Here is a 24,823-nt window from a genome sequence, read left to right on the forward strand (position 1 = left end):
AAGATAAGATATGAATAGACATTTGAATTTTGTGACCTTAATCTGCCTGATAACAGGCTTTGTATCGTTGGCTTCGTGCAGCAACGATGATGATGAAATGGACAAATATCAAAAGATATATATCAGAACGGGAGTTGCACCGGGGGCCGAAATGGGTGCTGCGGTAGTGGTGGATTGTGTGAGCAATTCCTCTACTGCCGACCGTTCTGATTTTGAAATACAATTGTGTGCCGTACAGCCGGTTACGCGGGATGTCACTGCCGCTTTGGGAGTAGATACGCTGAAAGTGGATACTTACAATTCTGCCAATAAGACGAAATGTAAGTTGTTGCCCCAAGATAATTATACCATTGAAACAAGTGAAGTTGTCTTAAAAACGGGACAGACAGTGGCCGATTCATCTTTTCAGGTCGTTTTGAAGAATATAGAAAAGTTGACTAATCCTGACGGATATGTGCTTCCCGTGGCGCTTAAAGGAGTTACGGGCATGGACGAACAGGCTGTCAGTACATCTATGAAGACGGTTTATATCCGGATTTATACCAGCGTGCTTTATACCAGTTATACGAAACCCGGGAATTGGTCCGCTGTAGATCGAAGTGCGTGGAGTGTAAGTTGCAGCAATGTTTATGCCGATGATGATGCCAAATATGGTGCACATCTGGCTATTGACGGTGAGATAAATACTACTTGGTTTACATGGGGAGTGGCTAATGCCGGAGAGTGTTGGTGGAATACGGTACTGGACCGGCCTGTTACCTTAACCGGATTTTCGGTCACTAAACAGAGTGCCTACGGATCGGGTTATAATCTGAGAAGTGCTGAGATTAAGGTTCGGAAAGAGGTTGAAACCGAGTGGGTTACTTACCCGAGAGTCTTGACTTTCAGAAATTTTAAAGGGGCTGATCCGCAATATGCGGCCATCGAACCACCTATCCCGAATGTAAAGGAATTCAGAATAAACTGTCTGACTCCGGATAATTATACCGGGTTTGCTGAGATAAATTTATATGTGAAGCAATAGAGGTGTTTAGATTGTAGATAAGGGGGCGAGAGGCATCGGGGATGAAAGTCTTCGGTGCTTCTTTGCGTGTGTCGTATTGATAAAGTTTAATAAAAAAAGGGTGATAGAGGTTAGTAGTTTTCCCGGGTGAGTTGTATTATTAAATAATGAAAGCAACTTCTTGTCGTAATCTTGGGTTATGTTTTTAATATCCCCTATCTTTGCTTACTGGAATTGTTAACCGATGGAATTATTATAAAAAACTAACTGATGAATAAAAAGCCGATAAGCCCTGTATGTTGGGTGCCTACTGTTTACTTTGCTATGGGATTGCCGTTTGTGGCCCTTTCGATGGTTTCTGTCCTTATGTTTTCCGATATGGAAGTGTCGAATGCACAGATTGCTTTCTGGACTTCTCTTATTATGCTTCCCTGGACATTGAAGCCTTTATGGAGTCCGTTTCTGGAAATGTTTAAAACGAAAAAGTACTTTGTTGTCGCTACGGAAATCATTACCGGACTGGCATTTGCATTGGTAGCACTTTCGCTGCCGCTGCCCGACTTTTTTCGTTATGCCATCGCTCTGATGGGGATCATTGCTCTCAGTGGTGCGACTCATGACATTGCGGGTGACGGAGTATACCTGACTGAACTGACTGCTACCCAGCAAGCCAAGTATATCGGTTGGCAGGGAGCTTTTTATAATCTGGCCAAGATACTTGCCAACGGAGGCTTGGTTTGGTTGGCAGGTATGCTGAAGGATGAATTTGGAGTGGTACATGCCTGGATGATTGTCATGTTGATGTGTGCGGGTATTATGATTCTGATCGGTCTTTACCACATCCGGATTTTGCCTTCGGGAGGAGGCGCTTCCGGTGAAGTGAATACGATGAGTGACGCATTGAATATGCTTTGGGAAGTCATCCGCTCTTTTTTCCAAAAAAAACATATTGCTTTCTACATTGTCTTTATCATTTTGTACCGGTTTGCCGAAGGATATGCCATCAAGATTGTACCGTTGTTCCTGAAAGCGTCGGTTGCGGATGGTGGATTGGGACTCAGCACTCAGGATATCGGACTGGTATATGGTACGTTCGGAGCGGGAGCTTTTATTCTCGGTTCGCTTTTGGCCGGTTATTACATTTCGGCTTTCGGACTTCGGAAGACTTTGTTTTCTTTATGTTGCGCTTTTAATATTCCGTTCTTGGTATATTTCCTGTTAGCCCTTTACCAGCCTTCCGATCTATGGATTATTGGTATGGCCATTGTGTCTGAATACTTGGGTTACGGGTTTGGTTTTGTCGGATTGATGCTCTTTATGATGCAGCAAGTGGCTCCCGGCAAACATCAGATGGCACATTATGCTTTTGCTACCGGTATTATGAATCTGGGGGTGATGCTTCCCGGAATGATGAGCGGATACCTGAGCGATTGGCTGGGTTATCGCGATTTCTTTATCTGGGTACTTATCGCTACCATACCGGCTTTTATCGTGACTTGGCTGGTACCTTTCACATATCCGGACGGAAAGAAGAAATAAAAAGAGATTTTCAATATAAACAAGATATATACATAATATTAATTTAATCGAATCATGGAAGAAATTAAAATTGCAGGTGCTGCTTTGCCGGCTATGCCTTGGGAAGAACGTCCGGCAGGATGTAAAGATGTAGTGTGGCGTTGTTCGGCCAATCCGATTATTCCGCGCGACTTGCTCCCTACTTCAAACAGTATATTCAACAGTGCCGTAGTTCCGTTTAAGGATGGCTATGCAGGGGTGTTCCGTTGTGATGATACTAATCGTCGCATGCGTTTGCATGTGGGATTCAGCAAGGATGCTGTTCATTGGGATATCAACGAAGAACCGTTAAAGTTTCAATGTGATGATGCTGAGGTTGGAACCTGGGTCTATGGATATGACCCACGGGTTTGCTTTATCGAAGACCGCTACTATGTGACCTGGTGTAATGGCTATCATGGTCCTACTATCGGTGTGGCCTACACCTATGATTTTGTTACTTTTCACCAGTTGGAGAATGCCTTTATTCCTTTCAATCGGAATGGAGTCTTGTTCCCTCGTAAGATAAACGGTCGTTTTGCGATGTTGAGCCGCCCGAGTGATAATGGGCATACTCCTTTTGGAGATATTTTCTATAGCGAGTCTCCCGATATGGAGTTTTGGGGACGTCATCGTCATGTTATGTCGCCGGCTCCGTTCGAAGACAGTGCCTGGCAGTGTACCAAGATCGGTGCAGGGCCTATCCCGATTGAAACCTCGGAAGGCTGGTTGCTGATCTATCATGGTGTATTGGCTTCCTGCAACGGTTTTGTGTATAGTTTTGGTTCGGCACTGCTTGACATCGATCAACCCTGGAAAGTAAAATTCCGTTCGGGGCCTTATCTGATTTCACCTCAGAAGGATTACGAATGTATGGGTGATGTGCCTAATGTCTGTTTCCCATGCGCGGCGCTTCATGATTCGGAGACCGGACGGATTGCCATCTATTATGGGTGTGCGGATACAGTGACCGGGCTCGCATTCGGATACATTCCGGAGATTATTGAATTTACCAAACGTACAAGTATCATCTGAATCGAATAAAACAGAAAGGGTGTAGCTATCCCGCCGGGATGGCTACACCCTTTTGCTTGTATGGCTACACCTTTTCGGTCAGATGGCTACACCCTTTCGGCTGTTATCCGTTGTATGCAGTCAGCATCCAAACCATCTTTTCCTGTTCTTTCAGGTAGTCGCTCATCATGGCCACTGTTACTTCGTCGTTGTGTGAAGAGGCGAGAGACAGGATTTTACGTTCTTCCGCAATCAGATGCCCGTAAGTTTCGAGAATATGATTCAGAGCGTCGTCGGCCTTATTCACTCCGTCCACTTCCTTGATCTGCGCCATCTTCAGATAGTCACTGTATTTATTGGCGGGAGTTCCTCCCAGCATCAGTATACGTTCGGCTATTTCGTCCACCTTTTCGGCGGCTCCATTATATAAATCTTCAAACTTGCTGTGCAGTACGAAGAAACCGTGTCCTTTGATGTTCCAGTGAAATCCTCTCAGGTTTGCATAATGAATCTGAAAATCGGCAAGCAGTTGCTGTAATGACAGTACGATGGTGTTAGCTCCTTTTTCTTCCAAATGTGTATAATTTAAAGTCTTCATAATGATATTGTTTTTTTTGAGTTAATACTATATTTCTTCTTTTTATCTGGAACAAAGATACGGCACAAAATGATTCGTGTCAAACTGAAAATTTCTATCTTTGCATTGATAGATTCTATATCTTTAATAAATCAGAGAACGATGACTATACAACAATTGGAATATATTCTGGCTGTGGACCAGTTCCGGCATTTTGCTAAAGCTGCCGAGTATTGCCGGGTGACGCAACCTACTTTGAGTGCAATGATCCAAAAGCTGGAAGACGAATTGGGGGTGAAACTGTTCGACCGTAGCATGACACCGGTTTGCCCTACTACCATTGGTAAGAAAGTGCTGGAACAGGCCCGTAAGATTCTTTCGGAAGTTATCTGTGTCAAGGAGATCATCAGCGAAGAACAGCACTCCCTGTCGGGTACATTCCGATTGGCAGTGTTACCGACGATTGCACCTTATCTTCTGCCCCGTTTCTTTCCGCAACTGATGGAGAAATACCCGGATCTTGATATACGGGTGATGGAGATGAAGACGCCCGACATTCGCAAGGCTCTGCTGACCGGTGAAGCGGATGCTGCTATCATTGCCAGCATGCTGGATGATGCCGCATTAACGGAAGAGACCTTATTCTACGAGCAATTCCTGGGCTATGTCTCAAAGAAGGAACCGTTGTTCAAGCACGATGTGATTCGTACGTCCGATGTGACAGGGGAACGGCTTTGGCTTCTTGACGAAGGGCATTGCTTCCGCGATCAGTTGGTTCGTTTTTGTCAGATGGAAGCGGTTAAGATCAGCCAAATGGCGTATCGGCTGGGTAGTATGGAAACCTTTATGCATATGGTGGAGAGTGGTAAGGGGATTACGTTTATTCCCGAACTGGCAGTGATGCAATTGAGCGAAGAGCAGAAAGAACTGGTCCGTCCGTTTGCTATCCCGCGGCCTACCCGTCAGATTGTCCTGGTGACCCGGAAAGACTTCATCCGCACCAGTCTGCTGCAGGTTTTGAAAGAGGAGATTCAGGCGGCGGTTCCCAAGGAGATGCTTACCCTGCAGGCCGTTCAGTGCCTGGTATAATATAAAAACGACGGCGATATTTTCACAAACATCGCCGCCTTATTTCTTTTATGTATCAGAATTATTACTCGTTTTGCCTGATTGTGTAGGTGTTTCTTGTTGTTTTATTGAGAATGAAATGATTTTATTTTTAAATTTTTGTCTTCGTTGATATCTATTGTGACATACTGTATATTGTCATAAATGGTGTTCACACGGAGTTTTATTCCTTTGGCTGTCGCCAATTGCTCGGCTATACTATCCAGCTTGAAAGAAACAAGGCTCGAACCCAATTGATTGGGGGAGTCATTAAAGGCATTATGCCGGAACTCCAGATAGATATATCCGTCATCTTTTATGGGACCTGTTATTTCGTTTTGTACCAAGTTCAGCATGTGTTTTTTATTTTCATTCATGCTGCCCAGATATTGATATTCGATGGTCAGATAATCTTTCGTAAGTGCATGCGCTGTGACGTTGATACGGTCGTCTCCAATGCTGTCTGCTGTAGCTTCCGTCAGTGGGATGATCTCTTTCGTCAATATATCTTCTATCGTGAATATTTTACCGTTCTCATATCCGGGCTTCTCTTTTCCCATCTGCAGATAGCCAACGAAGACTCTTTGACCTTCTGCAACAGTGTATTTCCTGTTGCGTATATCGGCCGTATCTGCCGGAAGTACATTGTCTCCATTGTCCAACGCAATGAAAAAGTCCCTTGGAGTGTCCGCATTGGGAATCTTCATTGTGCCGATGGCTAATATTCCACCCGGAGGACAAGTGACCCACTCGTCGTTGTTGGCATCGTCCAGACATGACTGTAATATGGGCAATAACATCAGGATGACGGCAAAAGTTATTAAATTAAATTTCTTCATAAGTTTCTTGTTGGTTTTATCCTATTTATCCATTGAGATTTATTCTTTATTGTATTGAAAAAATGCAGGAAGTGATGAAATATTGCATCCTAAAATGTTAAAGAAACAAAAGTGATAAAAGAGTTGTTCTCTCTGTGCAGTATTTCTATCTTTGCTGCATTTATAAGGTAAACACGTGTTTAGGAGAATGAATGAGTTAGAGCTGTCGGAACGTTGCAGGCAGGGAGATAATCGTGCCCGCAAAGAACTTTATGAGCAGTACGCAGGGCGCATGCTTGGTGTCTGTCTTCGTTATGCCGGAGACAGAGACATGGCACAAGACTTGGTACACGACGGTTTCCTGAAGATTTTCGACTCCTTCGACAAGTTTACCTGGCGGGGTGAAGGCTCTCTGAGAGCATGGATGGAGCGTGTAATGGTGAATACGGCTTTACAGTTCTTAAGAAAGAACGACGTGATGAACCAGACCACGGCACTGGATGAAGTTCCCGAAACGTATGAAGAACCGGATGCTTCGGCTGTTGAAGCAATACCACAGAAAGTGCTGATGCAATTTATTAATGAACTCCCCGCCGGATATCGTACCGTATTCAATTTATACACCTTTGAAGATAAGTCGCACAAGGAAATCGCACAGATGTTGGGGATTAATGAAAAATCTTCTGCCTCACAGCTTTTTCGCGCAAAAAGTGTATTGGCAAAGAAAGTGAAAGAATGGTTGGTGACCAATGGTTGACATGTATTTACAGATACTGAGGTGAACCTTGGATTTCAAAAATGAAATAGAATGATGAAAGAAGACGAAAAATGGATTAAAGCATTCAAGGATAAGCTCGAAGATTATTCGGAGCCGATGCCTGCTTCCGGTTGGGAACGACTGGAAAGGGAACTGATGCCTGTAACCGAAAAACGAATATATCCGTATCGCCGGTGGGCGGTTGCTGCGGCAGCTGTGGTATTGGTGGTAACGACTGCTGTCAGTTTGTATTTTCTGAATAGTCCGGTAGCTGATGAAATCCGTTATGCAACGACTCCTTCACTGGCTGTCAACCCGGATGTATTGCCGGAACCTGCCTTGCCGGATGTACAGGTAGCTGTATCCGAACCCGTTAAGCCGGTAGGAACGACGAGCATCAACCCTGTTTCGGGCTATTTGGCAAAAAATACTGATCCGGTGATTGTTCCGGAGGTATCCTCCCTGGCAGAGAAGCGACCGGAGGCAGTGACGGAGGAAAAGAGAGCTGAGCCGCAACAGGAAGCAACTGCTGCAATCGAGAAAAAAGAAAGTGCGACGGCGCAGCCTCCAAAGAGGAAAGAAGCGCGGCGACCGTCCGGTAAAGACAAGTATCAGTTGCCTATCGGAGACTCTTCTGCTAAACGTGGTGGTAAATGGTCGATGGGAGTGGGTATCGGTAATGGAGGTGGACTTCCGACAAATGGTTCCGAAAATTTTGCGCCCCGTCCGATGACTAACAGGGTCGACTTGATGACGATCATGAATGGAGCTGTGAGTATTCCTGCCGATCAGGAAGTTATATTTGAGGAAGGGGTTCCTTACCTGAAGTCCAATACAACTGCCGTGGTGGATTATGAACATCATCAGCCGGTTAGCTTCGGACTGTCTGTACGTAAGTCTCTTCCCAAAGGTTTCTCTGTAGAGACGGGATTGACTTATACGTTGTTGTCTTCTGACATCAAACGGCAGGGGGATACCAAGATGCAGAGTCAGAAATTGCATTATATAGGTATTCCTGTACGTGGAAACTGGAATTTTCTGGAAAAGAAATATTTTACACTCTATGTATCTGCCGGAGGAATGGTTGAAAAGTGTGTTTATGGAAAGTTGGCGGATGATAAGGTGAATGTGAAGCCTTTGCAATTTTCTGTAGCCGGTGCCGTGGGAGCGCAATTCAATGCGACAGATCATGTCGGCCTATATGTGGAACCGGGAGTTTCGTATTTCTTTGATGATGGCTCCAAAGTACAAACCATCCGAAAAGAAAGGCCTTGTAACTTTAACTTGCAGGCAGGATTGCGATTCACTTATTAAAGTAGGGTGGCAAAAAATATGCCGGTTACATTATTTCCCTGTTCTTGCCTTGTATTGTAATGAATTGAGGCAAGAACAGGGAGATTTTTATGTCGTGACTTACAAAATTATAAATAAGCGCAATCGTCATAATTCACCGCAGAGTGAACTTAATCTATTGATGGCCAATGAATCTTTATCTGTGTAAATTCGTGTAATCTGTGGCGAATACGAGTTTCGACACTTATATAAGTCAATTCACTTGTACGGTCCGGAAATATTGCCTGAATAGTTTCTCAGCCTTTTCTATCTGCTCCGGAGTATTCTCTTTCACTCCTTTCAGCATATATTCTTTGTTCATTGCTTCATATTTGTGAACACCCAAGGTGTGGTAAGGCAATATTTCTACACGCTGAATCATCTGGTACGTTCCAAGATGCTCTCCCAGCTGCCGGATATCGTCTTCGAAGTCACTGTAGCCGGGCACTAATACGTATCGCAACCAGAATGGTTTATGATTGGTTTCAAGCCAGGCTGCGGTTTTCAGGGTCTGCTCGTTGCTTCTTCCGGTTAAAGACTGATGATGTTCCGGATTAAATTCTTTGATATCTAATAAAACCAGATCAGTCAATTCCAATAGTTCCTCTACATCATTGTTCCATAGCCCGCCATTGGTATCAAGGCAAATATGGATTCCTGCTTCCTTTAGTCTTTTAAAAAGTGGGATAAGCGATTTTGCTTGAAAAGTAGGCTCTCCGCCGGAAAAGGTGATACCTCCCTTTTTACCGAAGAAAGCTTTCTGACTGACGGCCATGCGAACTATTTCCTCAGGGTCGGTTGCTGTCCCTCCTTTGGCTTCAATTGTGTCCGGATTGGCACAATAGAGGCAACGGAAGTTACACCCTTGAAGGAAAACGACGAGCCGGAGACCCGGCCCGTCGAATGTTCCCATTGACTCGTATGAGTGTACGTTTATCATTCAATTACATTCTTTCGTGGAAACTGCGGCTGATTACTTCCAACTGATGTTCGCGGCTCAATTTCACGAAATTAACGGCATATCCTGAGACACGGATAGTCAGTTGCGGATACTTTTCGGGATGTTCCATCGCATCCCGCAACATTTCCCGGTTCAGCACGTTTACGTTCAGGTGGTGTGCGCCTTTTGTAAAATATCCGTCCATCATGGTCACCAGATTGTCGATACGGTCTTCTTGTGTTGCTCCCAATGATTTGGGAACGATTGAGAATGTATTGCTGATACCATCCTGTGAGTCGCGATAACGCAACTTGGCTACAGAACTCAGTGAGGCGATTGCACCATTTTTATCACGTCCGTGCATGGGGTTGGCACCGGGAGCAAAGGCAATGCCTTTGGCGCGTCCGTCAGGAGTGGCACCGGTCTTCTTGCCATACATTACGTTCGAAGTGATAGTCAGCAGCGAAAGGGTAGGACGGGCATTCTTATATACGGGGAGTTTCTTTAATTCTTCGCTAAAGAAATATACCAGGTCCACACCCAGGTGGTCTACACGGTCATCGTCATTACCGAAACAAGGGAAAGCACCTTCGATATCGAATCCCTCCGTCAGTCCGATGTCGTTGCGACGGGCTTTCACATGTGCATATTTGATGGCGGACAGTGAATCGATGGCGATTGAGAGTCCGGCTACACCATAAGCGAGGTTAATGCGGGGATCAGTATCCACGAAAGCCATCTGCGCCTTTTCGTAGTAATACTTATCGTGCATGTAATGTATGATATTCATTGCTTCGTTGTATACACGTGCAATTTGTATCAATACTTTCTTATAGTTGGCCATTACTTCTTCGAACTTCAGTGTTTCACCGGTCAATACAGGGATGTCTTTTACCATAACTGTACCTGTATTTTCGCAACGTCCTCCGTTGATAGCCAGTAGCAGGGCTTTGGCAAGGTTGGCACGTGCGCCGAAGAATTGAATCTGCTTTCCGATTTCCTGATATGAAACACAACAAGCGATTCCGTAGTCATCCGATTGACGGACTTCACGCATTAGGTCGTCGTTTTCGTATTGTACGGAAGAAGTGTCGATAGATACTTGTGCACAGAATGCTTTGAAACCTTCGGGTAACTCAGGGCTCCATAGTACAGTCATGTTAGGTTCCGGTGACGGGCCTAAGTTATAAAGTGTCTGCAAGAAGCGGAAAGAAGTTTTAGTAACTTTGGTACGTCCATCATTGAAACGTCCACCGATAGATTCGGTCACCCATGTGGGATCACCCGCAAAAATATCGTTGTACGACTGCATACGCAAGTGGCGTACCATACGGAGTTTGATAACGAATTGGTCGATCAGTTCCTGAGCGAATGTTTCGGTTATCGTACCCTGGCTTAATTCATATTCAAGATAGATGTCGAGGAATGAAGATACATTACCCAGTGACATGGCAGCACCATCCTGCTCTTTTACGGCAGCCAGATAAGCCATATACACCCATTGTACAGCTTCCTGTGCGGTATATGCCGGTCGGCTCAGATCCAAACCATAATATTCGCCCAATACTTTAATCTCTTTCAGGGCCTTGATTTGCTCGGCTACTTCTTCGCGAAGACGAATGCGGGCTTCAGTCATAGGACCTGTCAGATTATGCAGATCTTCTTTTTTAGCTTCTATCAGACGGTCAAGACCATAGAGAGCCAGGCGGCGATAATCACCGATGATACGTCCGCGTGCATAGTTGTCGGGAAGTCCGGTAAGGAATCCCAATGAACGGAACGAACGAATTTCTTCGGTATACACATCGAATACCCCATCATTATGAGTCTTGCGATAGTGAGTGAAGATATCCTTAACTCTGTCATCTACTTCCACTCCGTTTTCACGGCAAGCTTTCATAACCACATTGATTCCGCCAAACGGTTTGATGGCACGTTTTAACACCTGATCGGTCTGTAGTCCGACGATCAGTTCGTTCTCTTTATCGATGTAGCCGGCAGGGTGAGAGGTTATAGTAGATACAGTTATGTAGTCGAGTGCACGAATACCATTATTGTTTCTCTCTTCTTCGAGAGCTTTGAGACAGTGATTCCAGACAGCTTTGGTGCGTTCGGTAGGTCCTTGCAGGAAAGAAGCATCCCCTTCATAAGGAGTGATGTTGTTACTAACGAAATCCCTTACATTGATTTCTTTGCTCCAAAGTCCATCTTTAAAGGTCTTATTCAGTTCCATAAAATTAATCAGTTAGTGGTTAGTTATCCTTTAGAGCGCGCAAATTTACAACCTTTTTTCGGTTTAGGTATATAAAAGGGTCCTATTTTATGTTGAATAGCATAAAAATACCTATTTATGGGGAGAAGCTAGATAGCAGTTATTACTTCCAAATATACTTTTCTAATATTTTTTTGCGGAATAATTTGCAAGTTAAAAAATGATTCGTACCTTTGCAGCGCTTTAAGAGAAAAGCACTACTTAACCGTAGTTCTGGAGAGGTGGCAGAGTGGTCGATTGCGGCGGTCTTGAAAACCGTTGTACTGCGAGGTACCCGGGGTTCGAATCCCTGTCTCTCCGCTGGAAACAAAAAACAAAGTTATAAGTCCTTGAATTTCAATAATTCAAGGACTTTCTTTTTTTAGTATATAACATATCAGTCTGCATAATAAAGAACGAGGAGCAACGTAGATCAATGATAACCCTTGGGGACCTACCTTATATGTAGAATAGTGGGAAAATCGATTTTATTTGTTCCGCTACTTGAGCAGATGTCATTACCACACCGTCGGTGTCTAGTTGTAAATGCAATAGTTGAGGCCTCTTATATAGACCGTTGGCTTGAACGTTACTTTTTAAGGAGCGACACACATTATCAAAGTTTATCAATCAAAGCAAGGTTCTATTTTTTGTATTCCTTTTGTAAGATATATAGTCGGGCTATTCCTTTATTTCAGTGTTTTGCTATCCTCTAATTCATTATACTACATTCTTTTTTACTTTTTTCTATATATCAGTAATTGACCTGAGGTCGACATTATTTAAAAGATTTTCAGTTGTCGTCATTTGTGAAATTTACACCAATGGCTGGTTGTTTTTTAAAGAGACAATAAACGGTAATGGCTGATAGCGTGTTGGCTATGAAATGAATACTAACTTTATCTTCGGTGATTATAGTGGTAAGTTGTTGAATCTTATGATTAAATATTCTAACTTAAATGATTTTATTGCTGTATTCCTATTTTTTTAAGATAACAGATTGATGAATTATATCGTATTCACGTTAAATTAAATAATTTATGAGTGATCAAAATCAAAGCTTTTGTCTATCTTTGTAAATAGACTTAATTCTAAAATAAATAGTATGGCAAAAGAGTTGAATTTTACATTGGAAGGTGTACAAGGTGATTTAAAGTTGAAATACGGTCCTTTTAATCAACGTTTATACCAAGACGGAAGAGAGATCAAAAAACAAGGACGATTCAATCCGAAATATTATGTGATTAACACCAATGGGGAAAAAGAAGAAATAAAGGTTGTCTATGGTTTTGATTTTGTCCATGTCGCTGTGTTCCGCGGACAGAAAATCGATCTGGAGGAACGGCTATCTATCCGCGAATACATAGTGGGCGGTCTGCCTGTGTTACTTGTCTTTCTAGGTGGGTTGATTGGAGCCTTGTTCGGCATCATGGGTGCTACGTTCAATTATAATCATATGCGGCAGGAAAAATCTTTTATAAAACAACTGCTTGTTTCCCTGGGCGTTTCCATACTCTGCTATGTAGCTTATTTTATATTTGCTATTGGTGTCCAGTTGATAGTGGCTAGATAGGCTGGAAAGTAAAAGAAAGGTGGCTTCGCGGTTATTCCGTATGCCACCTTTTTTAGTAAACTTCTGAATGTCCTCCCCACGGATGATGGCAACTATCCATATTGGGAAAAGTAAAAACAGGCGAAAGGAAAAATGAAAACTGTATTTTCTCTGTATTCTTTCGGGAGATTCCCGTTTTTTATCAATTCCCGTAGGTACCGATTAATCCATTCGTTGTGATAGTTTCTGCACTTATTTTCAGTTTCCGGCATCTACTGTTATTATAGAACCGGATATGTGCTTTTCCCTCCTTATCCGGAGTGACAGACGGATTCCAGTATAATGTACGACGATAGTCGGGGACAGGAGGGAGCACAGAATAATTGGGGTGATAGAATTCTTTAACTTGGCTGTAACCATCGAGCCATGTTTTTCGGACACCTTTCCCTGCTTCTGTCGGTATCTTACCTTCCGGATATGTTTCGATCAGTACGGCACAACTATATAAGTCGGATACATCGAACGGAGTCAATCGCGGATCTGCATACTGGCAAATCGTAGATAGATTTTCAGTGATATAAATCGATTTAATGGCTTCGAGTCTTATATATTTGTACTTATTATAATCCATTTCTGTATGCCGGGTGCGTTCATAGTTGATTACAAAAAGCGGCATTTTACTTTTATAATACAGGTAATTTCGTCCTGAAACAGGACTGAAATTTTTATTCATGTTCATCATAAGTTCGTGTATGTCGTCACCAATAAATTTTCCACTGTCTTTTATGTCGTCCAGTTCGGAATGTACATCATAATAAGCAATCGATTTCGAACGGCTTTCATATATCTCTTTTTCTTTGGTTCTCTTTTTGGCCTTGATGGTTACCTCTTTTAAACGGTAGTTCTTTTCATGGTTACCTGCCTTTTCCAGCGAATCTGCGTAAGCGGCAAAGAAGGCTTCGATATCCTCTTCAGGTAGGGGAGTGGTTTCCACTTCGGGCATAAGTTCTTTCTCTTTTTCTGCATTGGCAATGCTTACCTGCATATCCGCATAATGATATTTTCGGGGGGCAGGACTGAATAGCCTATCCAATAAAATACGGTAATCTTTCTTTTTTCTATTGACTGTAACTGCCAATATCAAGTCCCATTTTCCGTATATATCGGATATTAGTGAGAAGTGTCCTAAACTATCTGTAGTGATGGCTTCGATGAAACTGCTGTTTTCCTCATTCTCCCCGCGTTTCTTCAGGAAGCAGGACACTTCTACGTTAGGCTTGGGAAGTTGCCGGACGAAAGAGACAACCTGCCCTCGCGTTTCGATACCTTGCTCCGGTCCGTATTTAAGGTCAAGAGACTCAATTCCTGTCATTTGTTTCCAAGAGTAGCGGCGCCATCCCTGCACTCTTAATAAGAGATCGATTGCCTTGCGGTGTGTATCGTCCCGGGATTCGAAATAATATTGGGGATTGTTGACATATCCTTTTATTTCGGACATTAATAAAAGATCGGTCAACATATTGTGCCCTGATTCTACTTCATTCATGCCGTCTCTCACAGATAGGGCAAATGGGGTTTGTACCGGAATCTTTTCTTTTCCGGTCAGGGTGAATTCAAGGTTTACCAATTCGTAAGGGGCGTATGTCTCTTTGTCTGCCTGTACCTGAACGGATAATTGCTCTTGGGGATAGGTAAATATCAAACGATCCGATAGGACCTCTCCGTTACTGTTGAATAACGCGATTCGGGAAACTCCGGGTACTAATTTACTTTTATCTATTTTGAAGCGAATCGTTTCATTACCTTCGACATCGATCAGGCAGAATTTGTATAGTTTGCCTCCGCTGATGACTGCCAGTCCCAATACGTCGGAGGGGGTATTGGAATTCTTTTGCACTGCTATTTCAATGCTGTCTGTGTATGATAAATTGTCGGCATGTAATATATATCCTTCCGGTAAGGCTTCCGGCATATTGAACTGGTGTTTTTTGCCATTAAATTCGACTATTGCTTTTTGTTTCTCTCCCGTGGGCGTGTAATTGAAAATTCCCCGTCCATCATGTGTTACATTGAAACGGGCTGTTTCTTGTTTTTCTTCGTTAATAACAATACCGGTGAGGGTAATGGGGTTTCCATAGGTATCTGTCGCTTCAAAAGCCACTTCGGATTCTATCCCCCGAACCAGATTTCCACCTTCGGGGAAGAACTTTAAATTTACTTTTTTACCTTTTGTCGGCTTGGGACGCTCCAGCGGGTAGTTTCCTGTCGCATATTTCCGCATCTCTTTTTCCGTAAAGTCGCCTTCTGCCTTAGGTTTGTCGAAAACCGGCAACAGTCTTGAGAAAATGATATCTCCTCCAAAATTCAGCATATATTTTGTGTAGGCACGAACTTCATAAAATCCTGAATAAAACGGGATTTGGTTTAGTGTGAAATCTCCGTGGCATTGTCCGTTTTCTATTTTTAATGTCCGTTTGTCGATAACTTCACCACCGGGATTTAATAATTCGACATATAAAGTCTTGCTCAGGTCAGTGGCCGGATGCAGGTCGGAAGTGACCAGGAAACATTTAAACCAGATATTATCACCTTGGTAATAACTGGTATTGTCAAATTGCATGTAAACCTTCTCTTGAGGGATATATTTGGAAAAATTATCGATCAGGTAGGCGCATTGGCTTAGTTTTTGGACAATACTGTCCGTGGTTTGTGCAGATACACTCAGGCAAAACAGGTATAATAGCAAATGTACCTTTAATATTTTAGGTGTTTTCATTTCGTATCTTGGGTTAGATGGGAGATTGGTTTTTCCGTTGTGAGTCCTGTCTTAAATAAAGTTCTTTACTCTTACATCGGGATTCGTCTTTTGCAGGGCTTTTATCAGTTCCCGGGGTGATTGGGGATCTATCATGACAAACCCGGTGGCGTGTCTGATCTTTATTTTCTGCATGCCCAAGGCATGGCGAGTATACGTAACATCGGTGATATGACTGAATGTTCGTTTTTGGCGGAAGAAGTCATTTACTATTTGTAAATCTCCGTTTTTCTTGACAATGTATTTGCAGAATGTTTGTGAAAAATAGATGGTTACACTGGGACCTATACATGCGGTACCTATCCAGATTGCTTGTATAGTTATGAAACTGATCGCAATGCATGCTATTATACCTATGGCGAACAACCAAACTCCTAATTGGGGATTTCGCGCTTTAAATGTTTGTTCCATCTTTTTTTAGATTGTATGTGTAACTGTCTGATAAAGATAGAAAAAAATATAATGAAAGAATCTTTTTTCTATTCTTTTCTGAATTGTGACTGCGAAAATAATTATTTAGGGCCTGTTGGATTCCGAAAGTTCCGGTGAAAAAGATAAAAGCTTCTCTAAACCACCGTGGCTGCGATCGATGAAAAATAGGCAAGGGAGATTTGAACAGGTGCGTGCTTGTAATATGCAAAATTCGGACAAGAATTTGGAATCGGAAAATTTAGATTCTGTTTTTATGCGGGAAGCTACAGTCCGGAAATAATAATTCTTTGCCGATAGATGATCTGTTCTTTCTTTTTTATCTATTTTTGCCCCTTGAGAATTTTAATTATTAATCTAACTATCATGAAACGAAAAGCGACTTTACTATTTCTCGTGACATTCGTGCTGCTGCTCGGTGCAGTCGCACAGGAAAAATTGAAAACAGTGATCGAACCCCTGCAAAATGAAAGATGGTGGGGTGGATTCGTGGCTTTAGGAAATCAAATGCCATTCAATGATCACTTGCGGATGCAAGACATGTCACGCAATAATATGAACAACCAAGTAGTGCCGTTCATGCTTTCTTCGGAGGGCAGGTATATCTGGGCCGAAAATCCGTTTTGTTTTGAAGTAAAGGATGGGCAGCTGATTATTTATTCAGACTCGGAAAAGATAGAGCCGGTGAAGGCCGGAACTACGCTGAAAGAGGCTTTGCTGGCTGCATCGGCTAAACATTTTCCACCTTCGGGAAAGATTCCGGAACCTACTTTCTTTTCTCTTCCGCAATATAATACCTGGATTGAGCTGATGTATGATCAAAATCAGGAAGACATTATGAATTATGCCCATAAAGCTGTGGAGAACGGATTTCCTCAGGGGGTGTTTATGGTAGATGATAACTGGCAGAGATATTATGGTAACTTTGACTTCAAAACCGAGAGGTTTCCGGATCCGAAAGGGATGACTGACGAGTTGCACCGGATGGGATTCAAGGTGATGTTGTGGGTGGCTCCCTATGTTTCGCCCGATAGTCCCGAATTCCGTGAATTGGAAGCAAAAGGATATTTGTTGAAAGATAAAAACGGGCGCACGGCCATTATTCATTGGTGGAATGGTTACAGTGCCTGTTATGATACCACAAATCCGGAGGCTATGAATTATCTGAAGGAACAGTTAAAAGCCAATCAAGAAAAATATGGTATCGACGGATTTAAGTTTGATGGTGGAGACGTAGCTTATATGACAGGAGAGTATACTTTTCATGATAAGAATGCCAATGTGAATACTTTTATGGAAAAATGGGCTGAGATAGGTTTGAGTTTTCCTTACAATGAATTGCGTGCATCTTGGAAGTTGGGTGGCCAGGCATTGGTACAGCGGCTGGGTGATAAAGATTATTCTTGGCGTGCGACTCAGTTATTGATTCCCGATATGACTGCTGCCGGATTGTTGGGGCATTATTATACTTGTCCCGATATGGTAGGCGGAGGACAATTCGGAGCTTTTCTGAATGTGAAGAAATTTGATGAAGAACTTATTGTACGTTCGTGCCAGGTGCATGCCCTGATGCCAATGATGCAATTCTCGGTAGCTCCTTGGCGTATTCTCAGTAAAGAGAATGTGGCTATTTGTGCGAAGTATGCCCATCTTCACCAGCAAATGGGAGATTATATTTTGGAGTTGGCAAAACATGCGTCAAAGACCGGTGAACCCATTGTTCGCCACATGGAATATCAGTATCCTCACCAGGGATTCATCGATTGCAAAGACCAGTTTATGCTGGGGGATAAATATCTGGTAGCTCCGATGCTGACATCCGGAACAAGCCGTACCGTAATGTTGCCAAAGGGTAGATGGAAAGATGATCGGGGCAAGGTGTTTAAAGGGCCGCGGACAATGACAATAGATGTTCCCCTTGAACGTTTGCCATATTTTGAGAAACTGACGAAATAATTTCTGGGCCGATAAAACAAGAAAAGCCACACTGTCAATATGTACAGCGTGGCTTTTGTTTTTGTAAGTTTAAGCTAATTCGGCGTTACTTTACACGGATAATGTTGTAATTCAGATCGCTTTCCGATACTTCCAGGCTGTCATCAGCCAGTGTCAGGGTAGTATCATTGGCAATTACGAAATAAACAGGTTCACTTCCGTCACTCGGATTCAGTTTGATGGCCGTTTTCTTTTTATCTTTGACGGTTTTCTCCACTTTTACCGGCTTTCCTTTAGAAGTAAAAGTCTTGTCTTTGCCTTTACCTTCAGCATCCAGATAAGTGACGTCCAGTGTATACGTTGTATCGGTTGCGTTCGCCAGTGTGTTCAAAGTTAACACGTAACGGATGCCCGGACCGTCAGCAGCAGGAAGCACACCTTCATATACCTGGGTTTCTTCCATTGTGGGTTCCATAGCTACTGCCAGACTGTCTGCGACTGCTTCTTCAGCTTTCGTTCCTTTTGATTGGCAGGATACCAATGCAGCAACGACGGCTGCTAACATAATTACTTTTTTCATTGTTAAGTGCTTTAAATTAATATAAAAAGTGAGTTGCTATTCCTCCTCTTCTCTCTTAATAACCAACAGCTTATCGACTCTTCCACGGTCCATATCCACTACTTCGAACTGAAGGTTTTTGTAAGTGAATATATCTCCGGCTTTGGGAATACGTCCTATCAGGAACATAGCCAATCCGCCTAAAGTTGTAAAGTCTTCCGATTCGATATCATCATAAGAGAGTATTCCCATCTCTTCCATAAAATCTCCGATATTCATTGAAGCCTCTACCAACAAGGAGCCGTCCTGTCGGCGAACGATTTCCTCTTCTTCCGTATCGTCCTCTTCCAGAATGTCTCCAAAGATACTTTCGGTCAAGTCATGCAGGGTAATGATTCCCTCTGTGCTGCCATACTCGTTTACAACAACTCCGAACTTATTTTTGTTCTTCTTAAATAGCTCTAAAACTTTTTTAGCGTATAAACTTTCGGGTATAAACAAGGCGGGACGTGCGATTTCTCTAAGGTTGAATTCCTGTTCGCTACCTATCATCAGTATGATATCTTTCACAGAAACCACACCTGCTATTTCGTCGGTGTCGTCATCAATCAGGAGGTATTTACTGAAATGCTCGTTGTCGATGATCTGAAGCACTTTCTCTTTGCTGTCAGTCGTATGTAGCACCACCAGATCACGTCGGTGAGTCATCAGTTCGTTGGCACGTTTATCCGAAAAGCGAAAGACATCACGTAGCATTTCGGTTTCTTCTTTGTCAATCACACCCTGCTCCGAGCTTTGGTGAAGAATCATTTTCAGTTCTTCCTGAGTCATCAGGCGTTCTTCGCTTTTCAGACCGATCAGTTTGTTGAGCAGGCGGGTGGAAATGCTGAGCAACCAGACAAAAGGGAATGAAATCTTGGTCAGCAGAATCATGACGGGACTCAGCAAGGTTGCATAGCGCTCGGGATTGCTGAGAGCGATGGATTTGGGTACAAGCTCACCGATAATCAGTGACAGGTAGGTAATGACGATTACGGTTGTGATCATGGCCAGGTCCTTTGCATAGACTTCGGCTCCCGGTATCATGGCAAAGAGCGGAGTCACATCATCGGCAATGGCTACTCCACCGAAAGCACCCGATACGATACCGATCAGCGTGATACCAATCTGAATGGTAGAAAGAAATTTTTCGGGTTCTTCCAATTGTTTCAATACTCCCCGGGCAGATTTGTTCCCTTTGCTGACCAGGGTTTCCAGACGTGCTTTACTTGAGGATACTAAGGCAATCTCGTACATGGCAAAAATGCCATTCAGTACGAGTAAAAGAATAATTACTAAGAATTCCATATAAGTTTGAATAGTTTCATGACCGCAAATTACACCAAAGTACGGACTCACGCAAAAACTATCGGAATTATTAATGAATTTTTTCAAAAATACCGAGGCCGGACCTCATATATTGGGATCCGGCCTCGGTTAAACTCAGTTTTGTGGTTCTCGAACTTACTTGTTCTTAGTATAGTTGTCTGCTTTTTCTTTGGCGCGTGCTACACGTTTGGCTGTATCGGGGTGTGAAGAGAACATTTTCTGGAATTTAGACTCTTTGGGGGCCTCGGCTGAGAGTTCCAGTAGTTTGTTCAGAGCATTGTACATTGCATACGGATCAATGTTATGTTTGATGCTGAATTCGAAACCATAATCATCGGCTTCGCTCTCTTGCTTCTGAGAATATTGGGCACCGGCTAATGCTTCTGCCATAGCTCCCAGTTCCGAATCAGTCAGTTTGGAAACGGTAGAGCTGGCTGCTCCTGCAGCATTCTTTACTGCCGAACGAAGATATGCACTCTTCATGGCATCTTTAGAGTCTGTATGAATCACGTGACCGATCTCATGTCCGACAACTGCCATCACTTCATCGTCCGTCATAATATCCATCAATCCGGCACAGATGCGGACACTGCCGTCACCACAGGCAAAAGCATTCACGTCGACAACCTCATATACTCCGAAATTCACTTTCAGTCCGTCTACTTCTTTGATATGTCCGGTCAGTTTCTCCAGGCGTTTGCCGTATTCGCTGTCGGCTGCGGTCAGCGGATTGTGGGTGTCCATCCATTGCATGTATTCTTTGCTCATGGCTGCGATGTCCGAATCGGACAAGGTGATGGCTTTCGCTGCGTCGCTACCGGCTTGTACCACTTTGCCTACATTGATTTTCTTTCCACCGATTTTGAACTGTGCGGATGCTGTCGTGAAGCACATTCCGCATAAAAGTGCCGCAATAAAAACAATTCTTTTTTTCATTTTGTGAGTTTTTATAGTTAATAATATAGTTGTTTCGAGATTTAATATTCAAATGTGATACCCAAGGTTGGCATTAATGTTCCGCTTTTCTGGGTTATGTATTTCATTTTGTAGCGCTGTTCTGCCATGGGGGCGGATGGATTTTCGATAACGCCTGTACTCATCAGGATATCCGGTTGCTTGAATTTGCTGTTTGTCACATTCTGCAAATCGATGTAGAATCCCAACATACAGCGTTTCAGATAAAATGTTTTGTCCACTCGTACATCCAGTTGGCCGAAGGCGGGCAAGCGTCCGGTATTGTACTTTGTGTAGTCATAGTATGGACGTCCCTGTGCATTCCATGCCGTAACAAGAGATGATTTTTCCACATCATAAGGGGTATAGGGTGCTCCTCCTATACAGCTGATTTTCATGCCCAGGCTCCAGTTGTGTGGAAAGTTATAAGTTCCACTCATATTGAAAATGTACCGGTTGTCCCAAGCGGAAGCGATGTACTCCGATTGTTTGTTGTTGCGGTATTCGCTTTTGAACAGGGTGAACGAGGATGCCAGATTCAGTTTTTTAGCTATCAGCCATTTCATTAATATTTCTATGCCGTATGCACGTCCTTGGGCGGTAGAGGACAAGGCTTCGTTTCCGATGACTCCGTAGTCATTGCCTTTGCAAGCCAGGGGGATGCCGTCTGCGATGGAGAACGGTATTTTATCATATTGTTTGTAAAAACCTTCGGCAGACAGTTCGAATGTATTTCCCGGATGCCAACTCAGGCCGAGACTTTCTTGACTGACGCTCATGTAACGGAGGTATTTGTTGACCCATGCTCCATTGTTATCTTTAAATCCCAATCCGGTATAAGGCGGGAGCTGATAATATAGTCCTGCATTTCCACTTAAATATAATCCGTCTGTCAGCCGGTATGATAGTGACAGGCGGGGTGAGAGTTGGTCGCCCATCCCTTTCATGCCGGAAGAAAAGTTGTTGGCATCGGTCCGTACGCCGAGTGAGGCAGTGAATCGTTCATTGGTAGTTGCATAGTTGATGGTTCCGAATATGCCCCAACGCCACATACCCAGATACGTGTGATAATCAAACGTCCTGCCTTCATCAATATACACTCGTTGAAAGGTGGTGTTGGTGTATTGGGAATAATCCAGATTGGCTCCGAAATTAATTTTCCAATTACCGAAAGTCGAGGTGTTCTCTATCCGGAATTTGGTCTCCTGTTCCACTGAGCGCAACTTCAGGGATAAGTTGTCCGTACTGCTTTCGTCATTATTCAGATATTTGGTATTGCGGTTGTTCAGGTAACTGTGGCTGACGACTACAGATTGTACATGTATGCCTGCATAGTGACGGTATACGGCTCCCAGTGTAAAAGTCTCCTGCTGTATCTTGGGCAGGTAACTCAATATGTATTCCGCTTTTTCTCCATCCAGCTTGGTATTCAGTTTCATGTTATCGATTCCTCCGAGCCCCAGTATTGTCAACTCGTTGTTGGCATTGAAGCGAGTTTTCAGTTTAAATTGTGCGTCGGTGAAAGTTGGCAGGAAAGGTAACCCCAACATGTCAAATAAAAACTGGAGGTATGACTGACGCACCGAAACCAGATAAGATGTCTTCTTTCCTATATGTCCGTTCGATGCTAACGAGACTTCCGAGGCTCCTAAAGTTGCTTTTAATGAATTGCGTTCCATATCTCCGTCCCGAAGCTTAAAGTCGAGTACCGAACTCATGGCATTCCCTCTGTCGGTCGGAAAAGCTCCCGTATAGAAATTGACTTCACGAATCAAGTCTGCGTTGATGATGCCCACCGGACCTCCCGAGGCCCCTTGAGTGCTGAAATGATTAATATTGGGAATTTCTACTCCATCCAGATAGAAACGGTTTTCGGAAGGAGATCCTCCGCGTACGATCAGGTCATTTCGATATCCGGCAGGGGAGAAGGCAACGCCCGGATAAGATTGGACAATACGTGAGATATCCCGGTTGGCTCCGGGGCTTTTCTCGATTTCCTGCAATCCGATGATACGTAGCCCTACAGGACTCTCCGGGTCTCTTCGGAAAGGAGAAGCAGTAACCGTGACTCCTTCTAATTCGGTCAGGTTTTCTTCTGTTTCTATTTGGATGGTGAGATCTTTAGTAGAGACGATATATTCGGGGGTGAGTATGGTTTTGTATCCTACAGCAGACGCCTGCAGACGATAAATGCCCGGAGGGACTTCTCCGATGTTGAAGTGCCCTTCGGCATCTGTCACTCCTCCGCGTCCCAGCCCTAAGACCAGTACATTGATAAATTCCAGCGGTTGACGACTGGCTTTGTCAATCACAGTTCCCTTTATTCGGTGTGTCGGTTGCGCACTGACTGTGGTGAGCAGGCCGAGTAACAACAGGAACAAAACATTTTTCTTCATTGGCCCGGTTCGATATACTTTGTGAATTCTGTGCAAAGTTATATAAAAATGGTTTCGTCTCTCGTTTTTATCTGCTATTTTTGTGGGAAAGTTTTAAATAGAAAAGATGAAAACCATAAAACTGATTACTTGCGATGATGCCTTTCAAGCTCATATTATACAGGGAGCACTTGCTAATGAAGGTATTGATTCTCTATTACATAATGAAAATATGTCGACCTTGTTGCGGGGTTTTGTCCATGACATCTCAGGAGTGGATGTCTTGGTGGCGGATTGCGATTATGAAGCAGCCATGCAGTTGCTGAGGCAGAATCAGATGATACCCGAAGAACAGAAGTTTTGTCCTTTCTGCGGTTCGGACCGGATTAAGTTTGTTCTTAAAAAGGAGCATCGTGTGAGGGCTGTCAGCGCTGCCATTGTTTCTATGCTGGCTACTGTCCCGCCCGGAGGCAATCATTGGGAATATATCTGCGACCATTGCGGGAAAGCTTTCGAAAAGCCGGTTACGGAATTCAACCCTTCTGCTTTGGAAGAGAAAGATTGAAAAGACAAACTCTAAAAAACATAGATTAAAAATGAAAAGAAGAAATTTATTTTTGGCTTGTCTGCTTTTATTTGTATTGCCGCTTAGTGCCGCAAGGGTAGATACGCTGATGGTGAAGAGTCCCTCTATGAATAAGGAGGTGCAGGTGTTGGTAGTGACCCCTGATGTTGCTTTGGGAAAAAATGCAGCAGCTTGTCCGGTACTTTACTTGTTGCATGGGTATGGCGGTCATGCTAAGACCTGGATTCAGATAAAACCGAACTTGCCGGAAATAGCAGATGAAAAAGGGATCATTTTTGTGTGTCCCGACGGCAAAGACAGTTGGTACTGGGACAGCCCCAAGAATCCGGCGTACCGATATGAAACGTTTGTTTCTTCAGAGTTAGTGAACTACATTGACCGTAATTATAAAACGATTGCTGATCGGAAGGGACGTGCCATTACCGGTCTCAGCATGGGAGGACATGGGGCAATGTGGTTAGGTATTCGCCATAAAGACGTGTTTGGAGCGGCAGGAAGCACCAGCGGAGGTGTCGATATCCGTCCTTTCCCCAAAAACTGGAGCATGAACAAGCAGTTGGGTGAACTGGCCTCAAATAAAAGAATATGGGACGAACATACGGTAGTCAATCAACTCGATAAGATTCAGAATGGTGATCTTGCTTTAATTATAGATTGCGGTGAGGATGATTTTTTTCTGAATGTGAATAAAGACTTTCACGATCGGTTGTTGGGCCGTAAGATAGATCATGATTTTATTACCCGTCCCGGTGAACACAATGGAAAATACTGGAATAATTCCATTGATTATCAGATTCTTTTCTTCAGCAAGTTCTTTGCCGGAGAGTAAAGAGCGAGTGATAAGGGGCATCATGGGATTATACGTCCCGTTCCTCCCTCGGCGTATGGAATCCG

The 24,823-nt window shown here is 43.5% G+C and carries 20 protein-coding genes and 1 tRNA gene; 11 read left to right on the plus strand and 10 right to left on the minus strand.

The genetic code is table 11. The features are described 5' to 3' along the window. The first annotated feature begins 10 nt into the window (after window positions 1-10). The 3 genes from BSHG_RS11485 (at window position 11) to BSHG_RS11475 (ending at window position 3,595) form a co-directional block, all read left to right on the plus strand. On the plus strand, window positions 11-1,024 hold the full coding sequence (locus BSHG_RS11485; RefSeq protein ID WP_008659103.1) for a BT_3987 domain-containing protein: 1,014 nt from the start codon (window positions 11-13) through the stop codon (window positions 1,022-1,024). A gap of 249 nt (window positions 1,025-1,273) precedes the next feature. Beyond that, entirely contained in the window at window positions 1,274-2,542 is a 1,269-nt protein-coding gene (locus tag BSHG_RS11480; RefSeq protein WP_005786054.1) for an MFS transporter, read from the plus strand. A 54-nt stretch (window positions 2,543-2,596) separates the two neighbouring features. After that, window positions 2,597-3,595 carry a glycoside hydrolase family 130 protein gene (locus BSHG_RS11475; RefSeq protein ID WP_005786056.1) on the plus strand — a complete coding sequence of 333 codons (999 nt, stop codon included), beginning with the start codon at window positions 2,597-2,599 and terminating at the stop codon, window positions 3,593-3,595. A 103-nt stretch (window positions 3,596-3,698) separates the two neighbouring features. Here BSHG_RS11475 and BSHG_RS11470 read toward each other — a convergent pair whose 3' ends face one another. Next, window positions 3,699-4,172, minus strand: coding sequence for a Dps family protein (locus tag BSHG_RS11470; RefSeq protein WP_005786060.1), 474 nt, complete (start codon window positions 4,170-4,172; stop codon window positions 3,699-3,701). A gap of 141 nt (window positions 4,173-4,313) precedes the next feature. Between BSHG_RS11470 and BSHG_RS11465 the strand changes: the two genes are divergently transcribed. Next, window positions 4,314-5,240, plus strand: coding sequence for a hydrogen peroxide-inducible genes activator (locus tag BSHG_RS11465; RefSeq protein WP_032497454.1), 927 nt, complete (start codon window positions 4,314-4,316; stop codon window positions 5,238-5,240). Between the two features lie 104 nt (window positions 5,241-5,344). On the opposite strand, the gene BSHG_RS11460 is transcribed toward BSHG_RS11465, so the two are convergent. Continuing rightward, window positions 5,345-6,097 carry a NigD-like protein gene (locus BSHG_RS11460; protein ID WP_005786065.1) on the minus strand — a complete coding sequence of 251 codons (753 nt, stop codon included), beginning with the start codon at window positions 6,095-6,097 and terminating at the stop codon, window positions 5,345-5,347. Between the two features lie 187 nt (window positions 6,098-6,284). Here BSHG_RS11460 and BSHG_RS11455 point away from each other — a divergent pair, with 187 nt between their 5' ends. After that, window positions 6,285-6,833 carry an RNA polymerase sigma factor gene (locus tag BSHG_RS11455; RefSeq protein WP_005786067.1) on the plus strand — a complete coding sequence of 183 codons (549 nt, stop codon included), beginning with the start codon at window positions 6,285-6,287 and terminating at the stop codon, window positions 6,831-6,833. Window positions 6,834-6,887: 54 nt separating this feature from the next. Further along, entirely contained in the window at window positions 6,888-8,147 is a 1,260-nt protein-coding gene (locus BSHG_RS11450; protein WP_008659106.1) for an outer membrane beta-barrel protein, read from the plus strand. Window positions 8,148-8,379: 232 nt separating this feature from the next. On the opposite strand, the gene pflA is transcribed toward BSHG_RS11450, so the two are convergent. Continuing rightward, window positions 8,380-9,105 carry a pyruvate formate-lyase-activating protein gene (gene pflA, locus BSHG_RS11445; protein WP_005786072.1) on the minus strand — a complete coding sequence of 242 codons (726 nt, stop codon included), beginning with the start codon at window positions 9,103-9,105 and terminating at the stop codon, window positions 8,380-8,382. Window positions 9,106-9,109: 4 nt separating this feature from the next. Beyond that, entirely contained in the window at window positions 9,110-11,338 is a 2,229-nt protein-coding gene (gene pflB / locus BSHG_RS11440; RefSeq protein WP_008659111.1) for a formate C-acetyltransferase, read from the minus strand. 254 nt (window positions 11,339-11,592) lie between these two features. On the opposite strand from pflB, the gene BSHG_RS11435 reads away from it, so the two are divergent. Next, a tRNA-Ser gene (locus tag BSHG_RS11435) sits at window positions 11,593-11,677 on the plus strand. 784 nt (window positions 11,678-12,461) lie between these two features. Further along, entirely contained in the window at window positions 12,462-12,929 is a 468-nt protein-coding gene (locus tag BSHG_RS11430; protein WP_005786094.1) for a hypothetical protein, read from the plus strand. Window positions 12,930-13,110: 181 nt separating this feature from the next. On the opposite strand, the gene BSHG_RS11425 is transcribed toward BSHG_RS11430, so the two are convergent. Further along, window positions 13,111-15,684, minus strand: a complete 2,574-nt coding sequence (locus tag BSHG_RS11425) for a hypothetical protein (protein WP_008659113.1) — start codon at window positions 15,682-15,684, stop codon at window positions 13,111-13,113. Between the two features lie 51 nt (window positions 15,685-15,735). Then, window positions 15,736-16,134, minus strand: a complete 399-nt coding sequence (locus BSHG_RS11420; RefSeq protein WP_008659114.1) for a PH domain-containing protein — start codon at window positions 16,132-16,134, stop codon at window positions 15,736-15,738. Between the two features lie 318 nt (window positions 16,135-16,452). Between BSHG_RS11420 and BSHG_RS11415 the strand changes: the two genes are divergently transcribed. Next, window positions 16,453-18,108: a glycoside hydrolase family 31 protein gene (locus tag BSHG_RS11415; RefSeq protein ID WP_005800839.1), complete on the plus strand. Its 1,656-nt coding sequence runs from the start codon at window positions 16,453-16,455 to the stop codon at window positions 18,106-18,108. 85 nt (window positions 18,109-18,193) lie between these two features. Here BSHG_RS11415 and BSHG_RS11410 read toward each other — a convergent pair whose 3' ends face one another. The 4 genes from BSHG_RS11410 to BSHG_RS11395 form a co-directional block, all read right to left on the minus strand. Further along, entirely contained in the window at window positions 18,194-18,667 is a 474-nt protein-coding gene (locus BSHG_RS11410; RefSeq protein ID WP_005786100.1) for a copper resistance protein NlpE N-terminal domain-containing protein, read from the minus strand. Window positions 18,668-18,703: 36 nt separating this feature from the next. Further along, entirely contained in the window at window positions 18,704-19,993 is a 1,290-nt protein-coding gene (locus BSHG_RS11405; protein WP_005786101.1) for a hemolysin family protein, read from the minus strand. Between the two features lie 156 nt (window positions 19,994-20,149). Further along, window positions 20,150-20,950: a M48 family metallopeptidase gene (locus BSHG_RS11400; protein ID WP_005786103.1), complete on the minus strand. Its 801-nt coding sequence runs from the start codon at window positions 20,948-20,950 to the stop codon at window positions 20,150-20,152. A gap of 41 nt (window positions 20,951-20,991) precedes the next feature. Further along, window positions 20,992-23,364: a TonB-dependent receptor gene (locus tag BSHG_RS11395; RefSeq protein ID WP_008659121.1), complete on the minus strand. Its 2,373-nt coding sequence runs from the start codon at window positions 23,362-23,364 to the stop codon at window positions 20,992-20,994. A 106-nt stretch (window positions 23,365-23,470) separates the two neighbouring features. Here BSHG_RS11395 and BSHG_RS11390 point away from each other — a divergent pair, with 106 nt between their 5' ends. Both BSHG_RS11390 and BSHG_RS11385 read left to right on the plus strand, forming a co-directional pair. Beyond that, entirely contained in the window at window positions 23,471-23,908 is a 438-nt protein-coding gene (locus tag BSHG_RS11390; RefSeq protein WP_008659123.1) for a putative signal transducing protein, read from the plus strand. A 31-nt stretch (window positions 23,909-23,939) separates the two neighbouring features. Then, the gene (locus tag BSHG_RS11385) at window positions 23,940-24,758 is read left to right on the plus strand and encodes an alpha/beta hydrolase (RefSeq protein ID WP_005786111.1); all 819 of its coding nucleotides are present in this window, start codon (window positions 23,940-23,942) and stop codon (window positions 24,756-24,758) included. Window positions 24,759-24,823 lie beyond the last annotated feature (65 nt).

Origin of the sequence: Bacteroides sp. 3_2_5, from assembly GCF_000159855.2 — a bacterium.
Classification (GTDB): Bacteria; Bacteroidota; Bacteroidia; order Bacteroidales; family Bacteroidaceae; genus Bacteroides; species Bacteroides fragilis.

What these genes read in the sequence shown, in the direction of transcription:
- BSHG_RS11485 (WP_008659103.1), top strand. Translation starts at nt 11, where the DNA reads ATGAATAGACATTTGAATTTTGTGACCTTAATCTGCCTGATAACAGGC.
- BSHG_RS11480 (WP_005786054.1), top strand. Translation starts at nt 1,274, where the DNA reads ATGAATAAAAAGCCGATAAGCCCTGTATGTTGGGTGCCTACTGTTTAC.
- BSHG_RS11475 (WP_005786056.1), top strand. Translation starts at nt 2,597, where the DNA reads ATGGAAGAAATTAAAATTGCAGGTGCTGCTTTGCCGGCTATGCCTTGG.
- BSHG_RS11470 (WP_005786060.1), bottom strand. Translation starts at nt 4,172, where the DNA reads ATGAAGACTTTAAATTATACACATTTGGAAGAAAAAGGAGCTAACACC.
- BSHG_RS11465 (WP_032497454.1), top strand. Translation starts at nt 4,314, where the DNA reads ATGACTATACAACAATTGGAATATATTCTGGCTGTGGACCAGTTCCGG.
- BSHG_RS11460 (WP_005786065.1), bottom strand. Translation starts at nt 6,097, where the DNA reads ATGAAGAAATTTAATTTAATAACTTTTGCCGTCATCCTGATGTTATTG.
- BSHG_RS11455 (WP_005786067.1), top strand. Translation starts at nt 6,285, where the DNA reads ATGAATGAGTTAGAGCTGTCGGAACGTTGCAGGCAGGGAGATAATCGT.
- BSHG_RS11450 (WP_008659106.1), top strand. Translation starts at nt 6,888, where the DNA reads ATGAAAGAAGACGAAAAATGGATTAAAGCATTCAAGGATAAGCTCGAA.
- pflA (WP_005786072.1), bottom strand. Translation starts at nt 9,105, where the DNA reads ATGATAAACGTACACTCATACGAGTCAATGGGAACATTCGACGGGCCG.
- pflB (WP_008659111.1), bottom strand. Translation starts at nt 11,338, where the DNA reads ATGGAACTGAATAAGACCTTTAAAGATGGACTTTGGAGCAAAGAAATC.
- BSHG_RS11430 (WP_005786094.1), top strand. Translation starts at nt 12,462, where the DNA reads ATGGCAAAAGAGTTGAATTTTACATTGGAAGGTGTACAAGGTGATTTA.
- BSHG_RS11425 (WP_008659113.1), bottom strand. Translation starts at nt 15,684, where the DNA reads ATGAAAACACCTAAAATATTAAAGGTACATTTGCTATTATACCTGTTT.
- BSHG_RS11420 (WP_008659114.1), bottom strand. Translation starts at nt 16,134, where the DNA reads ATGGAACAAACATTTAAAGCGCGAAATCCCCAATTAGGAGTTTGGTTG.
- BSHG_RS11415 (WP_005800839.1), top strand. Translation starts at nt 16,453, where the DNA reads ATGATCTGTTCTTTCTTTTTTATCTATTTTTGCCCCTTGAGAATTTTA.
- BSHG_RS11410 (WP_005786100.1), bottom strand. Translation starts at nt 18,667, where the DNA reads ATGAAAAAAGTAATTATGTTAGCAGCCGTCGTTGCTGCATTGGTATCC.
- BSHG_RS11405 (WP_005786101.1), bottom strand. Translation starts at nt 19,993, where the DNA reads ATGGAATTCTTAGTAATTATTCTTTTACTCGTACTGAATGGCATTTTT.
- BSHG_RS11400 (WP_005786103.1), bottom strand. Translation starts at nt 20,950, where the DNA reads ATGAAAAAAAGAATTGTTTTTATTGCGGCACTTTTATGCGGAATGTGC.
- BSHG_RS11395 (WP_008659121.1), bottom strand. Translation starts at nt 23,364, where the DNA reads ATGAAGAAAAATGTTTTGTTCCTGTTGTTACTCGGCCTGCTCACCACA.
- BSHG_RS11390 (WP_008659123.1), top strand. Translation starts at nt 23,471, where the DNA reads ATGAAAACCATAAAACTGATTACTTGCGATGATGCCTTTCAAGCTCAT.
- BSHG_RS11385 (WP_005786111.1), top strand. Translation starts at nt 23,940, where the DNA reads ATGAAAAGAAGAAATTTATTTTTGGCTTGTCTGCTTTTATTTGTATTG.